Source organism: Klebsiella sp. WP8-S18-ESBL-06 (assembly GCF_014169755.1).
Lineage (GTDB): Bacteria > Pseudomonadota > Gammaproteobacteria > Enterobacterales > Enterobacteriaceae > Kluyvera > Kluyvera ascorbata_B.
The window spans coordinates 2,594,728-2,616,739 of the sequence record NZ_AP022256.1; the positions used below are offsets into that span (position 1 = coordinate 2,594,728).

A 22,012-nucleotide genomic window follows, 5' to 3' on the forward strand; every position below is an offset into this window, starting at 1 on the left:
CCGGGTTTTTACTGCCCTTTCCTCACGAACTCTGCCGCATCCCGTAACACTCCTTTGTGGATCATATTGCCCACCGCTTTTCGCTTCGTCTCCAGTCGCTCGACAATCGCATCACGCTCTATTACCACCCCGGCGATAATCAACTCAACAACCGCCCCGCCAATCTCGCCAGCGATGAAAGCTGCGCGCTCTTCCAGTAGCTCATCTCGTGACATATCCATTCCTAAACCCATTGACCTGCCCCCACGATTAGATACAACACTCAGTTAGTAACGTCGGAATCTTCATTCTCAGAATGACCCTTTCTCCAGCCCGCTGCAAATTCAGACGGTGTCTGATAATTCAGCGTGGAGTGCGGGCGGCATTCGTTATAATCCTGCCGCCAGTCATTAATAATTTTCCTGGCATGAACGATATCGCTGAACCAGTGCTCATTCAAACATTCATCGCGAAATCGTCCGTTAAAGCTCTCAATAAATCCGTTCTGCGTTGGCTTGCCCGGCTGGATTAAGCGCAACTCAACACCATGCTCAAAGGCCCATTGATCCAGTGCACGGCAAGTGAACTCCGGCCCCTGGTCAGTTCTTATCGTCGCCGGATAGCCTCGAAACAGTGCAATGCTGTCCAGAATACGCGTGACCTGAACGCCTGAAATCCCAAAGGCAACAGTGACCGTCAGGCATTCCTTTGTGAAATCATCGACGCAGGTAAGACACTTGATCCTGCGACCGGTGGAAAGTGCGTCCATGACGAAATCCATCGACCAGGTCAGATTGGGCGCCGCCGGACGGAGCAGCGGCAGACGTTCTGTTGCCAGCCCTTTACGACGTCTTCTGCGTTTTACGCCCAGGCCACTGAGGTGATAAAGCCGGTACACGCGCTTATGATTAACATGAAGCCCTTCACGGCGCAGCAACTGCCAAATACGACGGTAGCCAAAACGCCTGCGCTCCAGTGCCAGCTCAGTGATGCGCCCTGATAAATGCGCATCAGCAGCCGGACGGTGAGCCTCATAGCGGCAGGTCGACAGGGATAAACCTGTAAGCCTGCAGGCACGACGTTGCGACAGACCGGTCGCATCACACATCAACATCACGGCTTCCCGCTTCTGGTCTGTCGTCAGTACTTTCGCCCAAGAGCCACCTGAAGCGCCTCTTTATCCAGCATGGCTTCGGCAAGCAGCTTCTTGAGTCTGGCGTTCTCTTCCTCAAGCGACTTCAGGCGCTTAACTTCAGGCACCTCCATACCGCCATACTTCTTACGCCAGATGTAAAACGTGGCATCGGAAATGGCATGCTTGCGGCAGAGTTCACGGGCGGGTACCCCAGCTTCGGCTTCGCGGAGAATACTGATGATCTGTTCGTCGGAAAAACGCTTCTTCATGGGGATGTCCTCATGTGGCTTATGAAGACATTACTAACATCGCGGTGTATTAATCAACGGGGAGCAGGTCACCATAACCATACCCTCAGTGATGTTTTTGTGAGCATAGCAAGCGCCGCGTTAAAAATAAATCCCTTTAAAGTTCATATTGTTATGTATTTATGAACTTGCCACATTATCATTATGTACTTTTGGTACTTTACATTAATGAACTTATAGTACATCATCACTCCATCGCGAAACACAACGCGCATAAGGTTCAACAACGTTCCGCAGCTCAGCGATACGAGCAACATGGCAGTGGGCTTCGCGGTGGTGAAGTGCAGAGTTCAAACGCTCAACCGTGAAGATCAGCGCCACGGCGCCACCAGCGAAGTTCACTGAGTTCTAAAGACAAGGTATCGAGGGTGAGATGAAGGACGCACTGAAACTAGCCACAAAATACGCAGGGTTCGCAAGCTTAGAAGCAGAGCTTTTGTCTGGATTAGAGAATCTTGAACTGGTTCGTTCAGCAGTTGTTTCCGCTGTTGATAACCTGGATTGCGAAGACAAGGATGCGGTTCTTGAAGCGCTATCTCTTGTTAAACGATTTATGCATCAACAACGCGATATTTCACGTAGTGAGATTCAAAAAATACGCGGTGTTCTCTCTGGCGAACTGGAGTCATACGGTGATTGATTACGCACGTAAACCAGCACGGCAGCAGGCCGTGAAACTGAATTACTTCGAGGCACTCCTGCGCCGTCTCTGCTACCTGCTGGCACAGAAAGGAGATCCGGATGCATAACCAGAAGAAATGCGCTTACCACCTGTGTGGAAAGCCGATTGAGCAAGGCAAAGAAGTGAAGAACACGCTGACGCTGATCCACGGCGCGCAGCTGAAGCGCGAAGAGCGCGATTACTGCTGTGTACGTTGTGCCTCTTACGACCAGATGGCCCACGAGTCATAACGTAAAAACCCGCGCAAGGCGGGCCTGTACGTCCGGTGACACCGACCAAAGTTACACCGGAATTTATACCAAACCAAAAAAGACACCCAATGGGCGCCATCAATGGCCCGGGGATTCTAACACCCAAAAAAGAGGATCTCACATGGAATTCTTCCACGTGGTAAAGGCTACTCAGAAGTCTGGAAAGAAAGACGCAGTGATTTGGTTCAGTGCGAAATCCGAAGCGCGCGCCAACCTGCAGCTCGACGTTGAACTGGAAGACGCGGGGATCGAAACGGGCCGCGGCAAAGACTACATGAAGCCTGTTCGCACTGACTTCCCGGTATTTAACGACCTGCCGGAAGAAAGCACCGTTGATTTAACCTGGTGCGAACGTTACGAACTGGCCGACGACCAGCGCACATGGCAACTGAAAGAAGGCGCGGCACCGCAGGACAGCTTTCACCAGGAAGGCGTCGCCGACAGCGCGCTGACTACGGAGCTGATGGCCGAAGAGAACGGCGATCGCAAAGTTGAATTCTCTGAAGATGAGAATGCAGCATTTCAACTGGTCACAATGCCTTTCCGCATTCAGATCCTCGCGCAGCTGTGCGCAGAGGAAGGCCACGTTTACCACATCAGCATCCCACGCCGTAAAGAGCTTTCAGCGCTGGAGCTGGACACGGACAACACCTACGCTCAGAACCTGCTGCTGGCTGTCGAAAACTGCCCTGAAGTAAAAGCATTCGACATGCCGACACTGTGGAAGCTGACCGACGCAGTGCAAAAAGCCTTGCCACAGATACAACGCCATGAGCTGAACCACTTTATTCAGTTCGTTAAAGCGTGGGTGAGCACCGAATACATCGACCGTGGCCTGCTGGTGAAAGAGTGGCAAAAGGGAAACCGCGTGGCGCAGATTCAGCGCACCGACGTTAAAACCAATGCTGGCGGCGGCAATAAGACCGATCGCAATCCTGAACTCATCCACACGCTGGACACTCTGGACATTGATATTGCGCTGGCCACACTGACAATGGATTTCAACATCTACGATATTCCTGGTGGCGTTTATCGCCGCGCAAAAGAGATTATCAGCAAGAAACAGAGTCCGTTCAAAGAGTGGTCTGAGACGCTGCGTAAATGCGCTGGCATCCTTGATTATTCGCGCGCTGCAATTTTCGCTCTTATTCGCGGCGCTGCCGAGAACGCCCACCACTTCCCCGTCAGTCTGCAGACCTATATCAATGCGAACCTGACTGAAACCGATCACGAGCACCCAACCGAAGAAACCATGGCGGCCGCTGGCCACGTACCCGAAAAGAGCTGGGAAAACGAGATTAACGAGAAGGTCGCGGCAGAAAAGAAAGCAGCAGCCGAACAGCCAAAAATCGGCAACGTCGGCGGCGGCATCTTCTCCGTTGAAGGCCTGATGAACGCCCCAGAAAAACAAACCGAGGAAACCACCAGCGATGAGCCGATGGAAGAGACTGAGTGCGCCGAAGGCGAAGATAACGATGCGGTATCAGCAGGCAAAAGTGCTGTGGAAGATGATCCGCAGGCAGATTCCGTAACTGAAGCCAGCGCTGGGGAAATTCTGGCCGCCGCGGCACCGAGCCTGGCGAACGACACCGCGCCGGACGTAACCACAGAAGAACCGCAACCAGCACCAGATGCTGAGTACCCTGCTTTCTTCGAGCCTGGCCGTTACGAAGGTCTGCCGAATGAGGTTTACCACGCCGCCAACGGCATCAGCTCCACGCAGGTGAAAGATGTCCGCGTGTCCCTGATGTATTTCAACGCCCGCCACGTCGCCAAGACCATCGTCAAAGAGCGCTCACCGGTATTGGATATGGGCAACCTGGTGCATGCACTGGCGCTGCAACCTGAACAACTGGATGCTGAATTCAGCGTTGAACCGGTTATACCGGAAGGTGCATTCACCACAACGGCAACGATCCGCGCCTTTATCGACGAGCACAACGCCAACCTGCCGCCGCAGCTGTCTGCCGACGACATCAAAGCGTTGCTGGAAGAGCACAACGCCACCCTGCCGCCGCAGGTGCCGCTTGGCGCATCGCTGGAAGAAACCGGGCAAAGCTACATGTCGCTGCCTGCCGAGTTCCAGCGTATTGAAGCGGACCAGAAACAAACCGCCGCGGCGATGAAAGCCTGCATCAAAGAGTACAACGCCACCCTGCCGCCACAGGTAAAAACCAGCGGAAGCCGTGACGCGCTGCTCGAGCAACTGGCAATCATCAACCCTGATCTGGTCGCGCAGGAAGCACAGAAACCGCAGCCGCTGAAAGTCTCCGGCACGAAAGCCGATCTGATTCAGGCCGTGAAGTCTGTTAACCCGGGCGCCGTGTTCGCCGACGAACTGCTGGACGCATGGCGTGAAAACCCGGAAGGGAAAGTACTGGTTACCCGCCAGCAGCTGAGCACCGCACTGAACATTCAGACGGCCCTGCTCCAGCACCCGACCGCTGGCAAGCTGCTTACGCACCCAAGCCGCGCTGTCGAGGTGAGCTACTTCGGCTTTGACGACGAAACCGGTCTAGAAGTCCGCGTACGCCCGGATCTGGAAATCGACCTCGACGGCGTTCGTGTCGGTGCCGACCTGAAAACCATCAGCATGTGGAACGTGAAGCAGGAAGGCCTGCGCGCGCGGCTTCACCGGGAAATCATCGACCGCGACTACCACCTGAGCGCAGCGATGTACTGCGAAACGGCGGCGCTTGACCAGTTCTTCTGGATTTTCGTCAACAAAGACGAGAACTACCACTGGATCGCAATCATCGAGGCATCAACCGAACTGCTGGAGCTGGGCATGCTGGAGTACCGCAAGGCGATGCGCGCTATCGCGACCGGCTTTGATACTGGCGAGTGGCCAGCGCCAATCACCGGCGACTACACCGACGAACTGAACGACTTCGACCTGCGCCGCCTTGAAGCGCTGCGTCTGGCATAAGGGGAATGATGATGGAAAACATGAATATCGTGAACGCAGAACAACAGGCACCAACCACCATTTCAGCGAGCAATGCCATTTTCAACGTTCAGGCGCTAACCCAGCTCCAGGCTGTAGCCGGACTCATGGCTCAGGCGGCAGTGACGGTACCAGAACACCTCCGAGGTAATCCGGCCGACTGCATGGCTATTATCATGCAGGCTATGCAGTGGGGTATGAACCCATACGCCGTAGCGCAGAAAACGCATCTGGTGAATGGCGTTCTGGGTTACGAAGCGCAACTGGTTAACGCTGTGATTTCCAGCTCAAACGCAATCGTGGGCCGCTTCCACTATGAGTACGAAGGCGACTGGTCAAAATGCGCCAGCAGCCGTGAAGAGATCGTCAAGAAGCCGGCAAAAGGCGGCGGAACGTACGATAAAAAAGAGACGGTTCGCGGCTGGAGCAGCGCAGATGAACAAGGCCTTTCAGTGCGTGTTGGTGCGGTCATTCGCGGCGAGAGCGAAGTTACCTGGGGAGAGCCAGTTTTCCTTTCCAGCGTGATTACCCGCAATTCCCCGCTGTGGATCTCAAACCCTAAACAGCAGATCGCCTATCTGGCTTTGAAATACTGGGCGCGTCTCTACTGCCCGGCAGTTGTTCTTGGCGTCTACACACCGGATGAAGTTGAGCAGCGCACAGAGAAAGAAATTAACCCGGCGCCGCAGCGCGTTAGCCTGGCTGAAATCTCAGCAGACACTGTCGCAACTACCACCAGCGCTCGGGAATCCGCAGTGAATATTGATGCTATCGCCGATGAATTTCGTGATCGCATTGATGCTGCCGAGGACATCGACGCCGCTAAGGCCGTTGGTGAAGACATCAATCAGGCCAAGGCAACCCTGGGTTCAGCATTATTCACCGAACTTAAGAACAAAGCCACGCAGCGTTATCACCGGGTGAATGCTCGCAACAAAATCGAGGCGACGATTAACTCCCTGCCGTCTGCCGGCGAACCGGACGCAGCCGACCTGTTCACGAAGGCTGAAGCAACACTCACCGCTGCGCGCCGTCACCTCGGCGACGAGCTTTACGAACAGTTCCGCGTAACGCTCGACGACATGAAACCGGAATACGTTGGCTAATGGAGGTCGGCCCTGGCAGGGGCCGAATTATCAGCATGGTAGATAAATTTGAACGTCAGAAAGCGGTCGCTCATTACCTGCTCGAAAATCCGCAGGCCAGCGCCCCACAAATCAGTGAAGCGCTCTGCCTCACCGACCGGGCAACACGTTACATCATTGGCGTAATGACGGAGAGCGGAATGATTATCCGCACCCGGAATACTGTCGATGGCCGGATTCATAACTTCGTTGTGAGTGATTGGTATGCAGACGAGCTCGTCAATGGACCAACACAGGCCCCTACCGAGCACGGTCAATTACGACAGCTACAGTCAACGGCTACGCAACTGGAAAAACGCGGACTGTGGCGCCGGGCGGCTACGGTATGGGCGGAGCTATCCCGCCTCCAGAAAACGGTCACCGGCGTCGCCTTGATCGCCTCTCAACGTAACCGCTGCATTCGGAGGACCAAAGCATGAAGTTGATCAACCGAGGCAGTAGACAATCCCCACTCGCGTACCAGGCATGCGCCATCGCCCTGGCTACGCATCAGGAGCGCTACGGCGACTACGGGCGCAGCAAGATGAAAGAAACGTATACGGTGCGGGTTGAAGGCGTGAAGGTCTGGGTAGAAGTGGTCAACCGTAGCCGAAGCTATGTGGCCACAGCGATGACCGGGATGCGCCGACTGCGTGCGCTGCCGGGCCAGGTATCTTGATTCTGGATTATCAATAACAATTGGCTGGCAGCTATATAATGGGTTGCCAGCAGGAGGCAAGATGGCAAAGCTTTTAAACCTGCAGGAATGGGCAAACTCCGTTTACGCCACTCCACCTTCTTTATCTACTCTTCGCCGCTGGGTTCGCGAAGGAAGAATTTACCCCGCCCCTGAGCGCCACGGTAAAGAGTATCGTCTGCATCCGGACTCAATTTACGTAGATCCGAGCAAAAAAAACTTACGCCACAAGGCACCGCGGCAGGAATTGCCGACGAAAGGCACTCTACTGGAGAGACTGAAATATGGCGAACAGGCCGGTACGTTACGACGCTAATCTGCCCCGTAATCTGACCTTTCGCAAAAGAGATAAGCTTTACTCATGGCGCAACCCGATCACCGGACAGGAAATATCACTGGGTCGGGTTGCCCGAAAAGATGCAGTTGCCCAGGCTATTGAGGCCAACAGCTACATCGATCAGAACTACCTGCCATCTACGCTTCTTGAAAAAATAAAAGATGTGCCCACCTTTACGGTGTCGGCATGGCTGGAGCGCTATGCGGTAATTCTTGAGCGAAGGGAATTAAAACCTAACACAATGAAGGTACGGAAAAACCAGATAGCCACGATTAACGAAGAGTTCGGCAGGATTCCTCTGACTTCGGTGACAACAAAAGATATCGCTGAGTTTCTGGAGTACTACATCATCAGTGACAAGAAAAGCATGGCCTCCGGGCTGAGATCTGTATTGCTCGATATATTCAGGGAAGCAATTGTTGAGGGACGAATTGACAAGAATCCGGCGGAACCGACCAGAACCCCAACGCCAAAGGTCAAGCGTGAACGTCTTTTACTTGAACAGTTCATGGTGATCAGGGCGGCGGCTAACACCAACTCAGAGTGGGCGGCAAGCGCCTGCGACCTAGCACTGGTTACTGGGCAGCGGAGAGAGGATGTCTCGATGTTCAGATTCAGCGACGTGATTGATGGTAGGTTATTCGTGACACAGGAAAAAACTGGGCATAAGCTGGCTATCCCACTCGATTTACGACTGGACGCGGCAAACCTTGTATTGAAGGATGTTATCGAACAGTGCAGAGAGAATAACCCATCCGATTTTATGCTTTATTCATCGGTGAGGCGCGGCGGAAGGAAGCCTGGGCCATTAACTCCAGATGGGCTGACACAGGCATTTTCAGACACGAGGGATTCAACCGGGTTAAAGTTTGGCCCCAACCCTCCTACCTACCATGAGATCAGGAGCTTGGCTGGTAGACTTTACGAAAAGGAACGTGGCGCAGATTTTGCGCAGCGCCTGTTAGGACACAAAAATTTAACAATGACGCAAAAATACCTGGACGCACGCGGTGCAGAGTATGATATGGTTTAAACAGGATATAATTATTTCGGGTGATTTTCGGGGAATTTCGGGTACCACCTAAAAATACCCAGCAAAAACAGACAGATAAAAAGAGACCGAATACGATTCCTGTATTCGGTCCAGGGAAATGGCTCTTGGGAGAGAGCCGTGCGCTAAAAGTTGGCATTAATGCAGGCTAAGTCGCCATGCTTTATAAGAATAGATGACCGTGACAGGTTTTCCAGTCCGCAGCCCTTGCGAGCGGAAAATTTTCGTCAATGAAACGGCATAATGAAAAAAAACCGCAGCCATTTCTCGAGAATGATTGCGGTTTTTTATTGATTATTAAACAGATAGACGATCAGCAGAGCTTCTCGGCACGTTCAATAAATGGTGCCAGGCTCATCTTCACTCCCGGTTGGGCAGGATCGTCAATCTGAATAATGCTCAGCGGCTGTGCCTGGGTTTTACCCGCCTTAACCTGCTGCTCGGCCACATCATTGAGCGGATACTGCACCAGCGTACTGGGGTTAATCACGTATAGCGCGTGCCCAGGGCGGCAGGTCAGCATCACCTCCTCACGGTTGAAAGCCCACTTCTCCTTCCCCACCTCAAATCGACTCACGGTGATGACCTGAGCGGCCAGCGCGCTGCCGGAAGCGGTTAATAACAACAAAGACAGAATAATTTTTTTCATAGTTCGCCAGTTTGATTAAAAAGGTTCCCAGGTCGCGAAGAGACTGACGCACGCCAGCACCAGTGCCCCCAATACAATTTCCGCCTGCGTGGTGCGGAGGAACAGACGCTGTGCCAGCCCCTGCGGCGTCGATGCCATGCGTGGCACTAACAGATAGCGGTTTAGTAGCGCCAGCGCGACCATCAACGCAACGAGCCCCATCTTCACCCAAAGTGCGATACCGTACGGCGTGGCGACGGTCAGCCCCCCTTGAATGAGCCAACTATTGATCAACCCCGTCACCAGCGCTCCGGCAACGGCCAGATGGCCGTAGCGGGAATAGCGCATCATCGTACCGATAGCCGCCTTACGCCAGCGTCCTTTCGCCAGTCGCAGGCAGTAGAGAAACGGCACCAGCCCGCCAACCCACGCCGCCGCACACAGCAAATGCAGCGCATGATTAACACGCTGCAGCGCGCCCGCCGCGCCGTCATACATGGCCGCATGGCCCACGCCAGCCAGCAGGATAAACTGCGCGACACAGAGAAGCAAAAGCCGTCGCATCATCTGCCGCGGCCGCACCCAGGCGATGCCCAATGCAACCCAGGACAGCACGATTTCCCACAGCCAGACGCCGCCAAACTGCGTATGCAGCACCGCTTGCCAGACGTCGGGACGCCAGGTGTCAGACCAGCCCTCCCCCATCAACCCGCCCTGCACCACCAGCATCAGCATCGCCGAAAGCGCGCTAACGGCCAATGCGCTACGCAGTAGCTGGGCAAAGCGCTGAATCAACAGGCGACGCAGCGCGGAGGGTGCCCACCAGCCCGCGTAAAGCGTGCAGCCAAAAGCGACCATCAAGGCCGCAAAGTGAACAAAACGCAGCGCAATATACAGTGCCGTTAGCATCGTTACTTCACGCTAAACTGATATTGGCCTTTGGTCTTATGCCCGTCGACCGACACCACATGCCACGCGACGGTATAGAGACCAGGCATGAGCGTCTGGGTCAGCGGCACAACCAGCTGCATTTTATTGCTCTCGCTGCGAACCGGTTTGCCAGTAGCGACCGTCTGATGATCCGGTCCTGTTAGCGTCACGCCGCTAAAATGGGGCTCAATGCCTTCGGAGAAATTCAGCGTCAGCGCCTGCGGTGCAGGGCTTACCTCAGTGTTTGCTGCGGGCGTTTGCTGTTGCAGATGGGCGTGCGCCCAGACGGATGAGGCGCTCAAAAGGCCAAGAGTAAAAAGCATGGTGCAGAGCGCGCGGGGTGCGGTGAAGTTCATTTCCATCATTCCCTTTTGTTATCAATATAAGTCAAAGAATAACGCTGTATAATGTTCACGTCGAGATGGGTGCCCTGCGGACTTGCCATTTTGCGAGACTCTTAGTAACTTTTGCGCGATATTCCAAGGAGAAAAGCATGCAAACCAACCTGGCAGCCCTGCCTCAGCAGGAGATGGACAAAGTTAACGTTGACCTGGCCGCAGCGGGCGTTGCGTTCAAAGAGCGCTATAACATGCCGGTCGTTGCCGAAGTCGTCGAACGCGAGCAGCCTGCGCACCTGCGCGACTGGTTCCGTGAGCGTCTCATTGCACACCGTCTGGCTTCCGTAAATCTCTCACGCCTGCCGTATGAACCGAAAACCAAATAATGCTTACTGTTAGTGACAGTTCCTTACGTCAGATTTGATACCTTGTTAGAATAAAAGCCCACAGACGACGTGTTGAAGGATGCAACTATGCTGACATGGACTATTGCTGCAGCGCAATATACGCCCAGAACGGGAGATGTTGCTGAAAACATTACCCGCCATCTGCGTTTTATTGATGCCGCCGCCGAGCAGGCCTGTAAGGTGCTTATTTTCCCGGAACTCTCCCTTACGGGCTCAGCTGACGAGCACGCCCTGCCTGCCCCGCCGCCCGACAGCCAGCTTCGCCCGCTTCGCGATGCTGCACAGCGCCACCGGATGACGATCATCGCCGGGCTGCCGATGGAAAAGGAAGGGCAACGGATTAAGGGGATCGTTATTTTTACCCCCGATGACGCGGCGCCGTCCAAACATCAGCAGGGCCATGGCACCTGTCTGGCACCGGGATCTGATCAGATAAGCGTTTTTGAACTTAACACCGAAGGCTGTGAGCTGTCTCACCAGGCCTCGTTGCTGGCAACCGTCAGCTGTATGGCCGAACTTCAGCAGCAGCGTACGACCCAGCGTTTACAGCGCTTTGCCCACAAATATGCCATCGCGGTATTAAAATCCAACTACGGCTGCGGCACGTTCTCCGGCGGCAGCGCGCTGTGGGATGAAAACGGCCAGCTGATCGTCCGCGCCGACGCCGGCGAACTGCTGGTAACCGGCAGAAAAAGCGCCCAGGGTTGGCAAGGCGAGATCATTCCTTTACGCTAGACGTTTTGGCCGGGAGTTCGCCATGCTGCGCGTTATCGATACCGAAACCTGCGACCTGCAAGGAGGCGTCGTTGAGATTGCCTCCGTCGATGTTATTGACGGAAAAATCGTCAACCCCATGAGTCATCTGGTTCGCCCCGACCGCCCCATCAGCGCACAGGCCATGGCGATTCACCATATCAGCGAAGAGATGGTAGCCGATAAGCCATGGATTGAAGAGGTAGTGCCGTTTTATCAGGGCAGTCCCTGGTATGTTGCTCACAACGCCAGCTTTGACCGCCGCGTGCTGCCTGAGATGAACGGCGAGTGGATCTGCACCATGAAAATGGCGCGCCGCCTGTGGCCAGGTATCAAGTACAGCAACATGGCGCTGTATAAATCCCGTAAGCTGAGCGTCGCAACCCCGCCGGGGCTGCATCACCACCGCGCGCTTTACGACTGCTACATTACCGCCGCACTGCTGATTGATATTATTCAAGCCTCCGGGTGGACGCCGGAACAAATGGTCGACGTCACCGGGCGCCCGGCGCTGCTGCGTACGTTTACCTTCGGTAAATATCGCGGGCAGGAAGTCGCCGAAGTGGCTAAAAACGATCCGGGCTACCTGCGCTGGCTGTTTAACAACCTCGACCGCATGAGCCCGGAACTGCGTTTGACGCTAAAACACTATCTCGAGGGCTAGCTAGCGCTCCGCACGCCCTGGCAGCGTCCCCTGCGCCAGGGCAATCAGGAACGCGAACTCCAGCGCCACACCCTCATAGCTTTTATAGCGCCCCGACTTACCGCCGTGGCCGGCATCCATTTCGGTACACAGCAGCAGCAGATTGTCATCAACCTTCAGCTCGCGTAGCTTCGCCACCCACTTTGTCGGCTCCCAGTACTGAACCTGCGAGTCGTGCAGCCCGCTGGTGACCAGCAGATGCGGGTAAGCCTGCGCCCGCACGTTGTCATACGGGCTATACGATTTCATATAGCGATAGTAGGTTTCATCCTGCGGATTGCCCCACTCCTCAAACTCGCCGGTGGTCAGCGGGATAGACTCATCCAGCATGGTTGTCACCACATCGACAAACGGCACCTGCGCCACTACGCCGTGGAACAGCTCGGGGCGTTCGTTGATCGCCGTTCCCATCAGCATCCCGCCCGCGCTGCCGCCCATGCCATAACACAGCGACGGAGCACCGAATCCCTTCGCCAGCAGGGCATCGCAGACGTCGAGATAGTCATTAAAGGTATTTTTCTTCTTCAGGAATTTGCCGTCTTCATACCACTGCTGCCCCAGCTCGCCGCCGCCGCGAACATGGGCAATGGCGAAGACAAAACCACGGTCGAGCAGGCTAAGACGGCTGCTGCTGAAATCAGCATCCATGCTCGCACCGTAAGAACCGTAGCCATAGACCAGCAACGGATTCTTGCCGGAACGGAAATGCTCATGCCGATACACCAGCGAAACCGGGACTTCCACCCCGTCGCGCGCGGTGATCCACAGGCGTTCACTGCGGTAGCGGCTGGCGTCGAAGCCTTTAACCTCCTGCTGTTTCAGCACGCGGCGTTCACCGCTGTCCATATCCAGCTCAAACAGGGTATCCGGTGTGGTCATCGACGAGTAGCCATAGCGCAGGCAGGCCGTTTCTGGCTCCGGGTTATAGGCAATCCAGGTCACATAGGCCGGATCGTCAAAGACGATGGCCGTTTCTTTGTGAGTCTGCCGATGGATCTGCCGCAGGCTTGCCAGGCCACGCTGGCGCTCTTCAACCACCAGCCAGTCACGAAACAGGGTGAAATCTTCCAGCATGACGGCATCACGCGCGGCAATCAGCGTCTGCCAGTTGGCCTCTTCCCCACTGACGCCACGATAAAGGCCAAAGTTCTTACCGTCGCGGTTAGAACGCATGTAGAAATGCCCCTGGTAATGGTCGAGACTGTATTCATGATCTTTGCGGCGGGCCAGGAACGTTTGCGGACGAGCGTCGGGATTATCGGCGTCGAGCAGCTGCATTTCACTGGTGGTGGCGCTGGAGAGCGCAATCACCACAAACTGGCGTGATGACGTTTTATGCAGGCTGACGTAAAAGGTGTCGTCCTGTTCTTCATAGATCAGGCAATCCTGCTCAGGCGCCGTACCAACCTGATGACGCCAGACCTGCCACGGCAGCAGCGTTGTCGGATGCTGGCGAACGTAATAGAGTGAGCGCGAGTCGTTGGCCCACACCACGCCCGGTGAGACGTCTTCAATCACCTCAGGCAGCCAGGTTTCGTTAGCCAGATGGCGAAGGCGTAGGCTGTACTGGCGGCGGGAGAGAAAGTCTTCCGTGACCGCCAGCAGGTTGTTATCAGGCGCGACGTTCAGCCCGCCGAGGGCATAGAACTCACTGCGCGCAGCGCGCTTATTTTCATCAAGCAGCAGCGACCAGTTTTCTTCGCCTGGAGCCTGTCGCTGATAGATAGCGTACTCCTGGCCTGGCTCAAAAATCTGCCGGTAGCGGTAGCCGTTTTTACAATACGGGGCCGACACTTCCCGCGGCGGAATGCGATCGACAATCTCCTTAAGCACGCGATCCTGCAAACTGCGCTGGCTCGACATCACCTCGCGACCGTAGGCGTTCTCCTGCTGTAAATACTCCATCACGGCGGGCTTCGTGCGAGTGTCGTCACGCAGCCAGTAGTAATGATCAACGCGCGTATCGCCATGTAAGGTCATGGCGTGGGATATCCGTTTTGCTTTTGGCGGCATCTCGTTATTCTTCTGTTTTAGTCACACCCTCTAAGGGTGGACAAATTCAACGTTGATGCAAGCAAAACCTGCAAGATTGCACTTAAAGCTGCTGTTTTTGCTGTTGTAAATCGCGCTCGATGCTTTCGCGCACTTCTGACGGCAGCTTCAGCGCCTCGCCCAGCTCATCCAGATAGCGACGTTCCATAAAGTGATCGATGTCGATTGCCGCGCAGCTCACATAGTACAGCTCAAGCGCCTCTTCTTCGTTATGCACGTCGCGCGCCAGCCGCTGCGGATCGAGCGGTTGTTCAATTGCCTGCGCAATCAGCGCACGGCCCTGCGCTTCCACGCCGGCATCGCGCAGCTGTTGTTCAATCGAAGCCTGCTCTTTAGCATCAATATGGCCATCGCTTTTTGCGGCAAACACCAGCGCCAGAATCAAACGCTCGGTACGCACATCCAGCGGCGCGGCCGGTTGGCCATACTTCGCTTCTGCCGGCGTCGAACCGCGTAGCTGATCTTTGTATTTGTTCCACAGCACGCTCCCGGCGACCGCACCGCCGCCCACCAGCAGCGCGCCAGTACCATACTTCGCCAGCATTTTCCGCGATGATTTACTGGCAAGGAGCAGCCCTGCCAGACCACCTAACGCTCCCGGCACCAGCATTTCGCCAAGAGCGCCTTTCCCATTACCCGATGATTTGCCCAACAGTGATTGCAGTTGATTAAGCCAGCCAGACATATGACCCCCAGTATAAATTCATGAGAAGCTTAGCCTATGCGAGCAGACGTCAGAATATGTCTGGTACAGATAAAGATGTGCAAATTTAACGCGATAGCCGCGCTGCCGCGTCGACAACAAGACAGACGCAAACGTTTTCGTTTATAATGCGACAAATTTTTGTCAGACGGTGGAATAGGTAAATGACGTTATTAGGCACAGCTCTGCGTCCGGCGGCGACGCGCGTAATGCTTTTGGGTTCCGGTGAGTTAGGTAAAGAAGTCGCCATTGAATGCCAGCGATTAGGGATTGAAACCATCGCCGTCGATCGCTACGCCGATGCGCCAGCGATGCACGTAGCGCACCGCTCATACGTTATCAATATGCTTGACGGAGCGGCGCTGAAGGCGCTGGTCGAGCAAGAGAAACCGGATTTTATCGTACCGGAAATCGAAGCGATCGCGACCGACATGCTGATTGCGCTGGAACAGGACGGGCAGCGCGTTGTGCCCTGCGCACGCGCCACTCAGTTGACCATGAATCGCGAAGGCATTCGTCGTCTGGCGGCCGAACAGCTTAAGCTGCCGACCTCAGCCTACTATTTTGCCGATAGCGAAGCACAGTTTCGCCAGGCGGTAGCCACCATCGGCCTGCCGTGTATCATCAAGCCAGTGATGAGCTCCTCCGGCAAGGGGCAGACGTTTATTCGCCGTGAAGATCAGCTGACGCAGGCATGGCAGTATGCGCAGGAAGGTGGCCGCGCAGGGGCTGGCCGGGTGATCGTCGAAGGCGTCGTGAATTTTGACTTTGAAATTACGCTGCTGACGGTGAATGCCGTCGACGGCGTGCACTTCTGCGCACCGGTAGGCCATCGTCAGGAAGACGGCGATTATCGCGAATCCTGGCAACCGCAGCAGATGAGCGAGCTGGCGCTGGAACGTGCGCAGGCAATCGCTCGCGACGTGGTACTGGCACTGGGCGGTTATGGTCTGTTTGGCGTTGAGCTGTTTGTCTGCGGCGACGACGTGGTGTTCAGTGAAGTTTCTCCTCGCCCGCACGATACCGGTATGGTTACGCTCATTTCACAGGATGTGTCTGAGTTCGCGCTGCACGTCCGCGCATTTCTGGGCCTGCCTATCGGCGCCATTCGTCAGTACGGCCCTTCTGCCTCTGCCGTGCTGCTGCCAAAACTGACCAGCCGTAACGTGACCTTTGATAAGGTCCATCATGCGCTTGGCGCGGGGATACAGCTACGTCTGTTTGGCAAACCGGATATTGACGGTTCGCGGCGGATGGGCGTCGCACTGGCTACCGGCGACAGCGTAGAACAGGCGGTGGAACGGGCAAAAATCGCCGCCGCCGCCGTGATTATCCAGGGATAAAAAAAGCGGGCCGCTAACGCGTGCCCGCTCTTTTTTTGTCCTACCCGGTCAGTTAACCGGGTAAGGCAAACACCTTACAGTTTCGCGCCTTCAACCGCTTCGCGAGCCAGTTTGGTGATGCGATCGTAGTCGCCAGCTTCCAGCGCGTCGGCCGGAACCAGCCAGGAACCGCCGATGCACAGTACGCTTTTCAGCGCCAGATAGTCACGGTAGTTCGCCGGAGAGATGCCGCCAGTCGGGCAGAAACGGATATGAGAGAACGGACCTGCGATAGCCTGCAGCGCTTTCACACCGCCGTTCGCTTCAGCCGGGAAGAATTTGAATTCTTTCAGGCCGTGCTGCATACCCAGCATCAGTTCAGAAACGGAGCTAATACCCGGGATTAGCGGAATAGTACCCGCGGTTGCCGCTTTCAGCAGCTCATCGGTCAGGCCCGGGCTGATAGCAAACTGCGCGCCCGCATCGGTCACTTCTTTCAGCTGCTGTGCGTTGGTCACGGTACCCGCGCCCACGATAGCATCCGGCACTTCTTTCGCAATCGCGCGGATAGCGTCCATTGCGCACTCTGTACGCAGCGTCACTTCCAGTACGCGTACGCCGCCAGCAACCAGTGCTTTCGCCATCGGTACGGCGTGCTCAAGCTTTTTCACCACGATGACCGGCACTACCGGGCCAGTGGTCAGGATTGCTTCTGCAGTTGTTTTCCAGTTTTTCATCAGAATTATTCTCTCGCCAGATCTACAAAACGTGTCAACTTAAAAGGTAATACAGGTTGCGCCCTGCTCTGCGCCGGACAGTTTTTCCCGTAATGCGCCAAACAGTTCACGGCCTGTCCCCACGCGCGAGGCGCTCAGATCGGGAATATGCGGCTGACGCGCGGCCAGCTCAGCGTCATCAACCAGCAGCGTCAGCTCACCGGTCTGACCGTTCACGCGAATCATGTCACCGTCGCGGACTTTCGCCAGCAGGCCACCATCATAGGCTTCAGGGGTGACGTGAATCGCTGACGGCACTTTACCGGATGCACCGGACAGTCGTCCATCGGTGACCAACGCAATTTTGAAACAGCGGTCCAATAATACACCAAGTGGCGGCATAAGTTTATGTAATTCTGGCATGCCGTTCGCTTTTGGTCCTTGATGACGCACAACCACCACGCAATCTTTATCCAGCAGACCCGCCTCAAAGGCCGGCAGAACATCGTGCTGACTTTCAAAGACCACGGCCGGTGCCTCAATAATCTGGTTTTCCACCGGCACTGCGGAGGTTTTCATCACCGCGCGGCCAAGGTTACCGCTCAGCACTTTGGTGCCGCCGTGTTTAGAGAACGGCTTGTCGAAGCTGGCGATGATGCTGTCGTCCAACGAGGCGTTTGCGCCTTCACGCCAGTCCAGTTTGCCGTTATTGAGCCACGGTTCCATGGTGTAGTGGGACAGACCAAAACCGGCGACGGTATTCACGTCTTCGTGCAGCAGACCGCCTTTCAACAGTTCACGTACCATCACCGGTACGCCGCCAGCCGCCTGGAAGTGGTTGATATCTGCCGGGCCGTTCGGATACAGACGCGCCATCAGTGGTACAACGTCAGACAGTTCAGAGAAGTCGTCCCAGTTGATGATAATGCCCGCCGCGCGTGCCATCGCCACCAGATGCATGGTGTGGTTCGTTGAGCCGCCGGTCGCCAGCAGAGCAACGATACCGTTGACCACCACTTTTTCGTCAATCATTTTACCCAGCGGCATCCATTCGTTGCCGTTGCCGGTCATACGCGTGACCTGGCGTGCCGCCGCAGCGGTCAATTCGGAGCGCAGCGGGGCGTCCGGGTGGACAAACGAAGAACCCGGCAGCTGCATGCCCATGAACTCAATCACCATCTGGTTGGTGTTGGCGGTACCATAGAAAGTACAGGTACCCGGTGCGTGGTAGGACGCGGCTTCTGATTCAAGCAGCGCATTGCGATCCACCTTGCCTTCCGCATAAAGCTGGCGGATACGGACTTTTTCTTTGTTTGGCAGACCGCTGGCCATCGGGCCTGATGGGATGAAGATAGACGGCAGGTGGCCAAAGGAGAGCGCAGCCATCGCCAGCCCCGGGACGATTTTATCGCACACGCCGAGGTATAGCGCGCCGTCAAACATATTGTGAGACAGGCCAACGGCGGCGGACATGGCGATCACTTCACGGCTAAGCAGCGAAAGTTCCATCCCGTCCTGACCCTGAGTGACGCCGTCGCACATTGCCGGAACGCCGCCAGCAACCTGCCCGACCGCGTTCACGCTGTGCAGCGCTTTACGGATGATATCCGGGTAATGCTCGTACGGCTGGTGGGCCGACAGCATGTCGTTATAGGAGGTAATGATCGCGATATTGTTACGCAACATGCTTTTCAGCGACGCTTTATCGTCTGCCTGACAGGCAGCAAAACCGTGTGCCAGGTTGCCACAGGCAAGCTGGGAGCGGTGAACCGTTTCAGTTTTTGCCTGCTCGATACGTGCGAGATAAGCCGCGCGCGTGTCGCGAGAGCGTTCGATAATGCGATTTGTTACCCGTAACATTACAGAGTTCATAAAGGCTCCTTAAAATTTTTCTGTCCAGGCTACGACCTACTGCGGTTTATTTATTGATCTGATTAAGAGATAAATGCCCGAATAGCGCAGCTCAGAGGCAAAGGTCTGCCCGCAGTGTAATAAAAAAAGCCCCGGGGGTGAATCCTCCCGGGGCTTAAATGCGTAAAAAAAGCACGACTTGCTGTGTTAGATCATGTTACCGGTAAAATAACTCTTCCGGATTACAGCGACGCCTTACTCAAACTCGTTCCAGGAACGGCCGTCGCGGGTGATCATCGCCACAGAGGCAACCGGCCCCCAGGTCCCTGCCTGGTAAGGTTTCGGCGCGTCGTTGTCGCTTGCCCACGCTTCAGTAATGGAGTCAACCCACTTCCAGGCTTCTTCCACTTCGTCGCGGCGTACGAACAGCGCCTGGATACCGCGCATCGTCTCCAGCAGCAGGCGTTCGTAAGCATCGGCAAGGTGCGTTTGGTTAAAGGTTTCCGAGTAGCTCAGATCCAGCTTAGTCACCTGCAGGTTATGCTTGTGCTCAAGCCCCGGCACCTTGTTAAGGATCTGAATATCCACGCCTTCGTCCGGCTGCAGACGAATGGTCAGCTTGTTCTGCGGCAGTTCAGGCCAGGTCTCTTTGAACAGATTCAGTTCAGGGTTTTTGAAGTAAACGACGACTTCAGAGCATTTGGTCGGCAGACGTTTACCGGTACGCAGGTAGAACGGCACGCCCGCCCAGCGCCAGTTGTCGATATCTACGCGGATAGAGACGAAGGTTTCCGTGCTGCTGGACTTGTTCGCGCCCTCTTCTTCGAGGTAGCCCGGCACTTTCTGGCCCTGGGCAAATCCGGCGGTGTACTGACCGCGAACGGTTTTATCACGCACGTTGCTGCGGTCGATACGGCGGAGCGACTTCAGGACTTTCACCTTCTCATCACGAATGCTGTCGGCGGTCAGATCGGACGGCGGCGCCATCGCAATCATGCACAGAATTTGCAGCAGGTGGTTCTGGATCATGTCGCGCATTTGACCGGCCTGGTCGAAGTAACCCCAGCGGCCTTCAATGCCAACTTCCTCGGCGACGGTGATTTCCACGTGATCGATGGTGCGGTTATCCCAGTTATTCACAAACAGGGAGTTAGCAAAGCGCAGCGCCAGCAGGTTCAGTACCGTTTCTTTACCCAGATAGTGGTCAATACGGTAAACCTGGCACTCTTCAAAGTATTCACCGACCTGGTCGTTGATCTCACGTGAAGTTTCCAGTGAGGTACCCAGCGGTTTTTCCATGACCACGCGCGCCGGTTTGGCGTTCAGCTTCGCTTCGCCCAGGCCGCGGCAGATGGCGCCAAACGTGCTTGGCGGCATCGCGAAATAGTTGATGGTGGTGCGATTTTTTTGATCGAGCATCTCGCCAAGACGCGCAAATGCCGGGGCATCATTGACATCGAGGTTGCAGAAATCAAGACGTGCGCTGAGGGTGTCCCACAAACCTTCATCGATTTTTTCTTTCATAAAGGTTTCGAGCGCTTCACGGACAACTTTGGTGTATGCCGCTTTATCCCAGTCGGCGCGGCCTACGCCGATAATCCGCGTCTGCGGATTAATCTGGCCGGCTTTTTCAAGCTGGTACAGGGAAGGCAGCAGTTTCCGGCGGGCAAGATCGCCCTTCGCGCCGAAAATGACCAGATCGCATGCCTGGGCCGTTTGCGTTACCGCCATGTCATTCTCCTCAGTTTATATTCCCGGTTCTATGCCAGGCTATCTCCCCGTTATCGCCCGGGTTTCCCCGGAAAATCACGGATATCGTTGTAATTTTCTTACGGTGCACTGTACTGTGTTTACGAAATTGCCGAAACCCTTTAACGCCTTTCAGCGCCGCCGATCGCACAATTCGGAACCAGCAGGGCAACGACGCTTAGGCAATGCGCCAGTTTTGTTCGTTCTTTCGCCTGAAGGGCGTCGGTTAAAATACGACACCGATCATGTAATGAAAAAAAACAACATCTTTTGCTGTTACTCTTCACTTTTCATTCCGCTTCAAGCGTATATTCTTGCTAAAACGCCTGCAGATTTCACCCATTAATGGAATCGTTTCAATCTATGAGCACCTTGTCACGATGAACATGCTGGAAAGAATCCAGTCCCAACTGGAAAACCTTAGCAAATCCGAGCGAAAAGTCGCGGAAGTTATTCTGGCGGCCCCCGAACAGGCAATCCACTCAAGCATTGCCGCCCTCGCTCTGGAAGCTGAGGTAAGCGAACCGACCGTTAACCGCTTCTGCCGCAGCCTGGAAACCAAAGGCTTTCCTGATTTTAAACTGCATCTTGCCCAAAGTCTGGCCAACGGTACACCGTATGTTAATCGTAATGTAGATGAGGATGACAGCGTCGAGGCATATACGGCAAAAATTTTTGAGTCAGCGATGGCCAGCCTCGCCCACGTGCGTCAGTCGCTCGACATGTCGGCGGTGAATCGCGCCGTCGACCTGCTGACTCAGGCAAAGAAAATCGCCTTTTTCGGGCTCGGTTCCTCCGCCGCCGTGGCGCATGACGCCATGAACAAGTTTTTCCGCTTTAACGTGCCGGTTATCTATTCCGATGACATTGTTTTGCAACGAATGAGCTGTATGAATTGCAGCGATGACGACGTTGTGGTGCTGATTTCCCATACCGGCAGGACCAAGAGCCTGGTGGAGGTTGCGCAGGTGGCGCGTGAAAACGATGCTATGGTCATTGCCATCACCTCCTCAGGGACGCCGCTGGCCAGAGAGGCCACACTCGCTATCACGCTGGACGTTCCTGAAGATACCGATATTTATATGCCCATGGTGTCGAGGCTGGCCCAGCTCACCGTCATTGATGTGCTGGCAACCGGCTTTACCCTGCGCCGTGGAGCAAAATTCAGGGATAACTTGAAGCGAGTCAAAGAAGCGTTAAAGGAATCGCGGTTTGATAAAGAACTATCGACACACAGCGATAATCACTAAAAGCGATAAAAAAGCGTCATTTATTTAAGCATTCGGTAACGCATTATTGGCATATTGCCGAATTCCTGTTCACGCAACACCTGAGTTGTACTAGTCAAC

At 55.1% G+C, this 22,012-nt stretch carries 22 protein-coding genes and 1 pseudogene; 13 read left to right on the forward strand and 10 right to left on the reverse strand.

Annotated elements, in window-relative coordinates; genetic code table 11:
• Window positions 1-8: 8 nt before the first annotated feature.
• Both H7R76_RS12415 and H7R76_RS12420 read right to left on the reverse strand, forming a co-directional pair.
• Entirely contained in the window at window positions 9-215 is a 207-nt protein-coding gene (locus H7R76_RS12415) for a hypothetical protein (RefSeq protein ID WP_182967975.1), read from the reverse strand.
• A gap of 47 nt (window positions 216-262) precedes the next feature.
• Window positions 263-1,383 (reverse strand): IS3-like element ISSen4 family transposase gene (locus H7R76_RS12420; RefSeq protein ID WP_096147877.1). Its coding sequence is split into 2 segments (ribosomal slippage): window positions 263-1,125 and window positions 1,125-1,383, totalling 1,122 coding nucleotides; the frame shifts between segments, so codons are not numbered across the junction.
• A gap of 412 nt (window positions 1,384-1,795) precedes the next feature.
• Between H7R76_RS12420 and H7R76_RS12425 the strand changes: the two genes are divergently transcribed.
• The 8 genes from H7R76_RS12425 to H7R76_RS12460 all read left to right on the forward strand — a co-directional run bounded on the left by H7R76_RS12425 (window position 1,796) and on the right by H7R76_RS12460 (window position 8,493).
• Window positions 1,796-2,062 carry a hypothetical protein gene (locus H7R76_RS12425; protein WP_182965357.1) on the forward strand — a complete coding sequence of 89 codons (267 nt, stop codon included), beginning with the start codon at window positions 1,796-1,798 and terminating at the stop codon, window positions 2,060-2,062.
• 101 nt (window positions 2,063-2,163) lie between these two features.
• On the forward strand, window positions 2,164-2,334 hold the full coding sequence (locus H7R76_RS12430; RefSeq protein ID WP_182965358.1) for a YdaE family protein: 171 nt from the start codon (window positions 2,164-2,166) through the stop codon (window positions 2,332-2,334).
• Window positions 2,335-2,476: 142 nt separating this feature from the next.
• Entirely contained in the window at window positions 2,477-5,284 is a 2,808-nt protein-coding gene (locus tag H7R76_RS12435) for a RecE family exodeoxyribonuclease (protein ID WP_182965359.1), read from the forward strand.
• Between the two features lie 11 nt (window positions 5,285-5,295).
• Window positions 5,296-6,408 (forward strand): RecT family recombinase, encoded by a 1,113-nt coding sequence (locus tag H7R76_RS12440; RefSeq protein ID WP_182967977.1) that lies wholly within the window; start codon window positions 5,296-5,298, stop codon window positions 6,406-6,408.
• Between the two features lie 35 nt (window positions 6,409-6,443).
• On the forward strand, window positions 6,444-6,866 hold the full coding sequence (locus tag H7R76_RS12445) for a PerC family transcriptional regulator (RefSeq protein WP_182928597.1): 423 nt from the start codon (window positions 6,444-6,446) through the stop codon (window positions 6,864-6,866).
• Window positions 6,863-7,105, forward strand: a complete 243-nt coding sequence (locus tag H7R76_RS12450; protein ID WP_182965360.1) for a DUF4060 family protein — start codon at window positions 6,863-6,865, stop codon at window positions 7,103-7,105. Before H7R76_RS12445 ends, H7R76_RS12450 begins: the two co-directional genes overlap by 4 nt.
• Before the next feature lie 61 nt (window positions 7,106-7,166).
• Complete coding sequence (locus H7R76_RS12455; RefSeq protein WP_182928595.1) at window positions 7,167-7,439, forward strand: excisionase; 273 nt, start codon at window positions 7,167-7,169, stop codon at window positions 7,437-7,439.
• The gene (locus tag H7R76_RS12460) at window positions 7,408-8,493 is read left to right on the forward strand and encodes a tyrosine-type recombinase/integrase (RefSeq protein ID WP_182928594.1); all 1,086 of its coding nucleotides are present in this window, start codon (window positions 7,408-7,410) and stop codon (window positions 8,491-8,493) included. The genes H7R76_RS12455 and H7R76_RS12460 overlap by 32 nt, the downstream gene beginning before the upstream one ends.
• Before the next feature lie 331 nt (window positions 8,494-8,824).
• Here the strand turns inward: H7R76_RS12460 and H7R76_RS12465 are convergent, their stop codons facing one another.
• From H7R76_RS12465 to yobA, 3 genes are read right to left on the reverse strand one after another with little or no spacing between them, the layout of a single operon-like run.
• Entirely contained in the window at window positions 8,825-9,160 is a 336-nt protein-coding gene (locus H7R76_RS12465; protein WP_106927742.1) for a YebY family protein, read from the reverse strand.
• A gap of 15 nt (window positions 9,161-9,175) precedes the next feature.
• On the reverse strand, window positions 9,176-10,048 hold the full coding sequence (gene copD, locus H7R76_RS12470; RefSeq protein WP_106927744.1) for a copper homeostasis membrane protein CopD: 873 nt from the start codon (window positions 10,046-10,048) through the stop codon (window positions 9,176-9,178).
• A gap of 2 nt (window positions 10,049-10,050) precedes the next feature.
• Window positions 10,051-10,425 (reverse strand): CopC domain-containing protein YobA, encoded by a 375-nt coding sequence (gene yobA / locus H7R76_RS12475; RefSeq protein WP_106927913.1) that lies wholly within the window; start codon window positions 10,423-10,425, stop codon window positions 10,051-10,053.
• Between the two features lie 137 nt (window positions 10,426-10,562).
• Here yobA and H7R76_RS12480 point away from each other — a divergent pair, with 137 nt between their 5' ends.
• From H7R76_RS12480 to exoX, 3 genes are all read left to right on the forward strand, one after another.
• On the forward strand, window positions 10,563-10,793 hold the full coding sequence (locus tag H7R76_RS12480) for a DNA polymerase III subunit theta (protein ID WP_106927746.1): 231 nt from the start codon (window positions 10,563-10,565) through the stop codon (window positions 10,791-10,793).
• 87 nt (window positions 10,794-10,880) lie between these two features.
• Complete coding sequence (locus H7R76_RS12485; protein ID WP_106927748.1) at window positions 10,881-11,549, forward strand: carbon-nitrogen hydrolase family protein; 669 nt, start codon at window positions 10,881-10,883, stop codon at window positions 11,547-11,549.
• Window positions 11,550-11,571: 22 nt separating this feature from the next.
• A complete protein-coding gene (gene exoX, locus H7R76_RS12490; protein ID WP_106927750.1) occupies window positions 11,572-12,231 on the forward strand; it encodes an exodeoxyribonuclease X in 660 nt (219 codons plus the stop codon).
• Here exoX and ptrB read toward each other — a convergent pair whose 3' ends face one another.
• Both ptrB and H7R76_RS12500 read right to left on the reverse strand, forming a co-directional pair.
• Window positions 12,232-14,283: an oligopeptidase B gene (gene ptrB, locus H7R76_RS12495; RefSeq protein WP_182965361.1), complete on the reverse strand. Its 2,052-nt coding sequence runs from the start codon at window positions 14,281-14,283 to the stop codon at window positions 12,232-12,234.
• A gap of 82 nt (window positions 14,284-14,365) precedes the next feature.
• Complete coding sequence (locus H7R76_RS12500) at window positions 14,366-15,007, reverse strand: tellurite resistance TerB family protein (protein ID WP_106927754.1); 642 nt, start codon at window positions 15,005-15,007, stop codon at window positions 14,366-14,368.
• A 182-nt stretch (window positions 15,008-15,189) separates the two neighbouring features.
• Here H7R76_RS12500 and purT point away from each other — a divergent pair, with 182 nt between their 5' ends.
• A complete protein-coding gene (gene purT / locus H7R76_RS12505; protein ID WP_106927756.1) occupies window positions 15,190-16,368 on the forward strand; it encodes a formate-dependent phosphoribosylglycinamide formyltransferase in 1,179 nt (392 codons plus the stop codon).
• Window positions 16,369-16,442: 74 nt separating this feature from the next.
• On the opposite strand, the gene H7R76_RS12510 is transcribed toward purT, so the two are convergent.
• From H7R76_RS12510 to zwf, 3 genes are all read right to left on the reverse strand, one after another.
• Window positions 16,443-17,084, reverse strand: coding sequence for a bifunctional 4-hydroxy-2-oxoglutarate aldolase/2-dehydro-3-deoxy-phosphogluconate aldolase (locus tag H7R76_RS12510; RefSeq protein ID WP_106927758.1), 642 nt, complete (start codon window positions 17,082-17,084; stop codon window positions 16,443-16,445).
• Between the two features lie 39 nt (window positions 17,085-17,123).
• Window positions 17,124-18,935, reverse strand: coding sequence for a phosphogluconate dehydratase (edd, locus tag H7R76_RS12515; RefSeq protein WP_182965362.1), 1,812 nt, complete (start codon window positions 18,933-18,935; stop codon window positions 17,124-17,126).
• A gap of 234 nt (window positions 18,936-19,169) precedes the next feature.
• Entirely contained in the window at window positions 19,170-20,645 is a 1,476-nt protein-coding gene (gene zwf, locus H7R76_RS12520) for a glucose-6-phosphate dehydrogenase (RefSeq protein WP_106927762.1), read from the reverse strand.
• A gap of 363 nt (window positions 20,646-21,008) precedes the next feature.
• Between zwf and H7R76_RS12525 the strand changes: the two are divergent.
• Window positions 21,009-21,913: pseudogene (locus tag H7R76_RS12525) on the forward strand (MurR/RpiR family transcriptional regulator).
• Window positions 21,914-22,012 lie beyond the last annotated feature (99 nt).

What these genes read in the sequence shown, in the direction of transcription:
- H7R76_RS12485 (WP_106927748.1), top strand. Translation starts at nt 10,881, where the DNA reads ATGCTGACATGGACTATTGCTGCAGCGCAATATACGCCCAGAACGGGA.
- H7R76_RS12430 (WP_182965358.1), top strand. Translation starts at nt 2,164, where the DNA reads ATGCATAACCAGAAGAAATGCGCTTACCACCTGTGTGGAAAGCCGATT.
- ptrB (WP_182965361.1), bottom strand. Translation starts at nt 14,283, where the DNA reads ATGCCGCCAAAAGCAAAACGGATATCCCACGCCATGACCTTACATGGC.
- H7R76_RS12445 (WP_182928597.1), top strand. Translation starts at nt 6,444, where the DNA reads ATGGTAGATAAATTTGAACGTCAGAAAGCGGTCGCTCATTACCTGCTC.
- H7R76_RS12450 (WP_182965360.1), top strand. Translation starts at nt 6,863, where the DNA reads ATGAAGTTGATCAACCGAGGCAGTAGACAATCCCCACTCGCGTACCAG.
- yobA (WP_106927913.1), bottom strand. Translation starts at nt 10,425, where the DNA reads ATGAACTTCACCGCACCCCGCGCGCTCTGCACCATGCTTTTTACTCTT.
- H7R76_RS12435 (WP_182965359.1), top strand. Translation starts at nt 2,477, where the DNA reads ATGGAATTCTTCCACGTGGTAAAGGCTACTCAGAAGTCTGGAAAGAAA.
- copD (WP_106927744.1), bottom strand. Translation starts at nt 10,048, where the DNA reads ATGCTAACGGCACTGTATATTGCGCTGCGTTTTGTTCACTTTGCGGCC.
- H7R76_RS12415 (WP_182967975.1), bottom strand. Translation starts at nt 215, where the DNA reads ATGTCACGAGATGAGCTACTGGAAGAGCGCGCAGCTTTCATCGCTGGC.
- H7R76_RS12500 (WP_106927754.1), bottom strand. Translation starts at nt 15,007, where the DNA reads ATGTCTGGCTGGCTTAATCAACTGCAATCACTGTTGGGCAAATCATCG.
- H7R76_RS12460 (WP_182928594.1), top strand. Translation starts at nt 7,408, where the DNA reads ATGGCGAACAGGCCGGTACGTTACGACGCTAATCTGCCCCGTAATCTG.
- H7R76_RS12510 (WP_106927758.1), bottom strand. Translation starts at nt 17,084, where the DNA reads ATGAAAAACTGGAAAACAACTGCAGAAGCAATCCTGACCACTGGCCCG.
- H7R76_RS12455 (WP_182928595.1), top strand. Translation starts at nt 7,167, where the DNA reads ATGGCAAAGCTTTTAAACCTGCAGGAATGGGCAAACTCCGTTTACGCC.
- H7R76_RS12425 (WP_182965357.1), top strand. Translation starts at nt 1,796, where the DNA reads ATGAAGGACGCACTGAAACTAGCCACAAAATACGCAGGGTTCGCAAGC.
- H7R76_RS12480 (WP_106927746.1), top strand. Translation starts at nt 10,563, where the DNA reads ATGCAAACCAACCTGGCAGCCCTGCCTCAGCAGGAGATGGACAAAGTT.
- edd (WP_182965362.1), bottom strand. Translation starts at nt 18,935, where the DNA reads ATGAACTCTGTAATGTTACGGGTAACAAATCGCATTATCGAACGCTCT.
- H7R76_RS12465 (WP_106927742.1), bottom strand. Translation starts at nt 9,160, where the DNA reads ATGAAAAAAATTATTCTGTCTTTGTTGTTATTAACCGCTTCCGGCAGC.
- H7R76_RS12440 (WP_182967977.1), top strand. Translation starts at nt 5,296, where the DNA reads ATGGAAAACATGAATATCGTGAACGCAGAACAACAGGCACCAACCACC.
- exoX (WP_106927750.1), top strand. Translation starts at nt 11,572, where the DNA reads ATGCTGCGCGTTATCGATACCGAAACCTGCGACCTGCAAGGAGGCGTC.
- purT (WP_106927756.1), top strand. Translation starts at nt 15,190, where the DNA reads ATGACGTTATTAGGCACAGCTCTGCGTCCGGCGGCGACGCGCGTAATG.
- zwf (WP_106927762.1), bottom strand. Translation starts at nt 20,645, where the DNA reads ATGGCGGTAACGCAAACGGCCCAGGCATGCGATCTGGTCATTTTCGGC.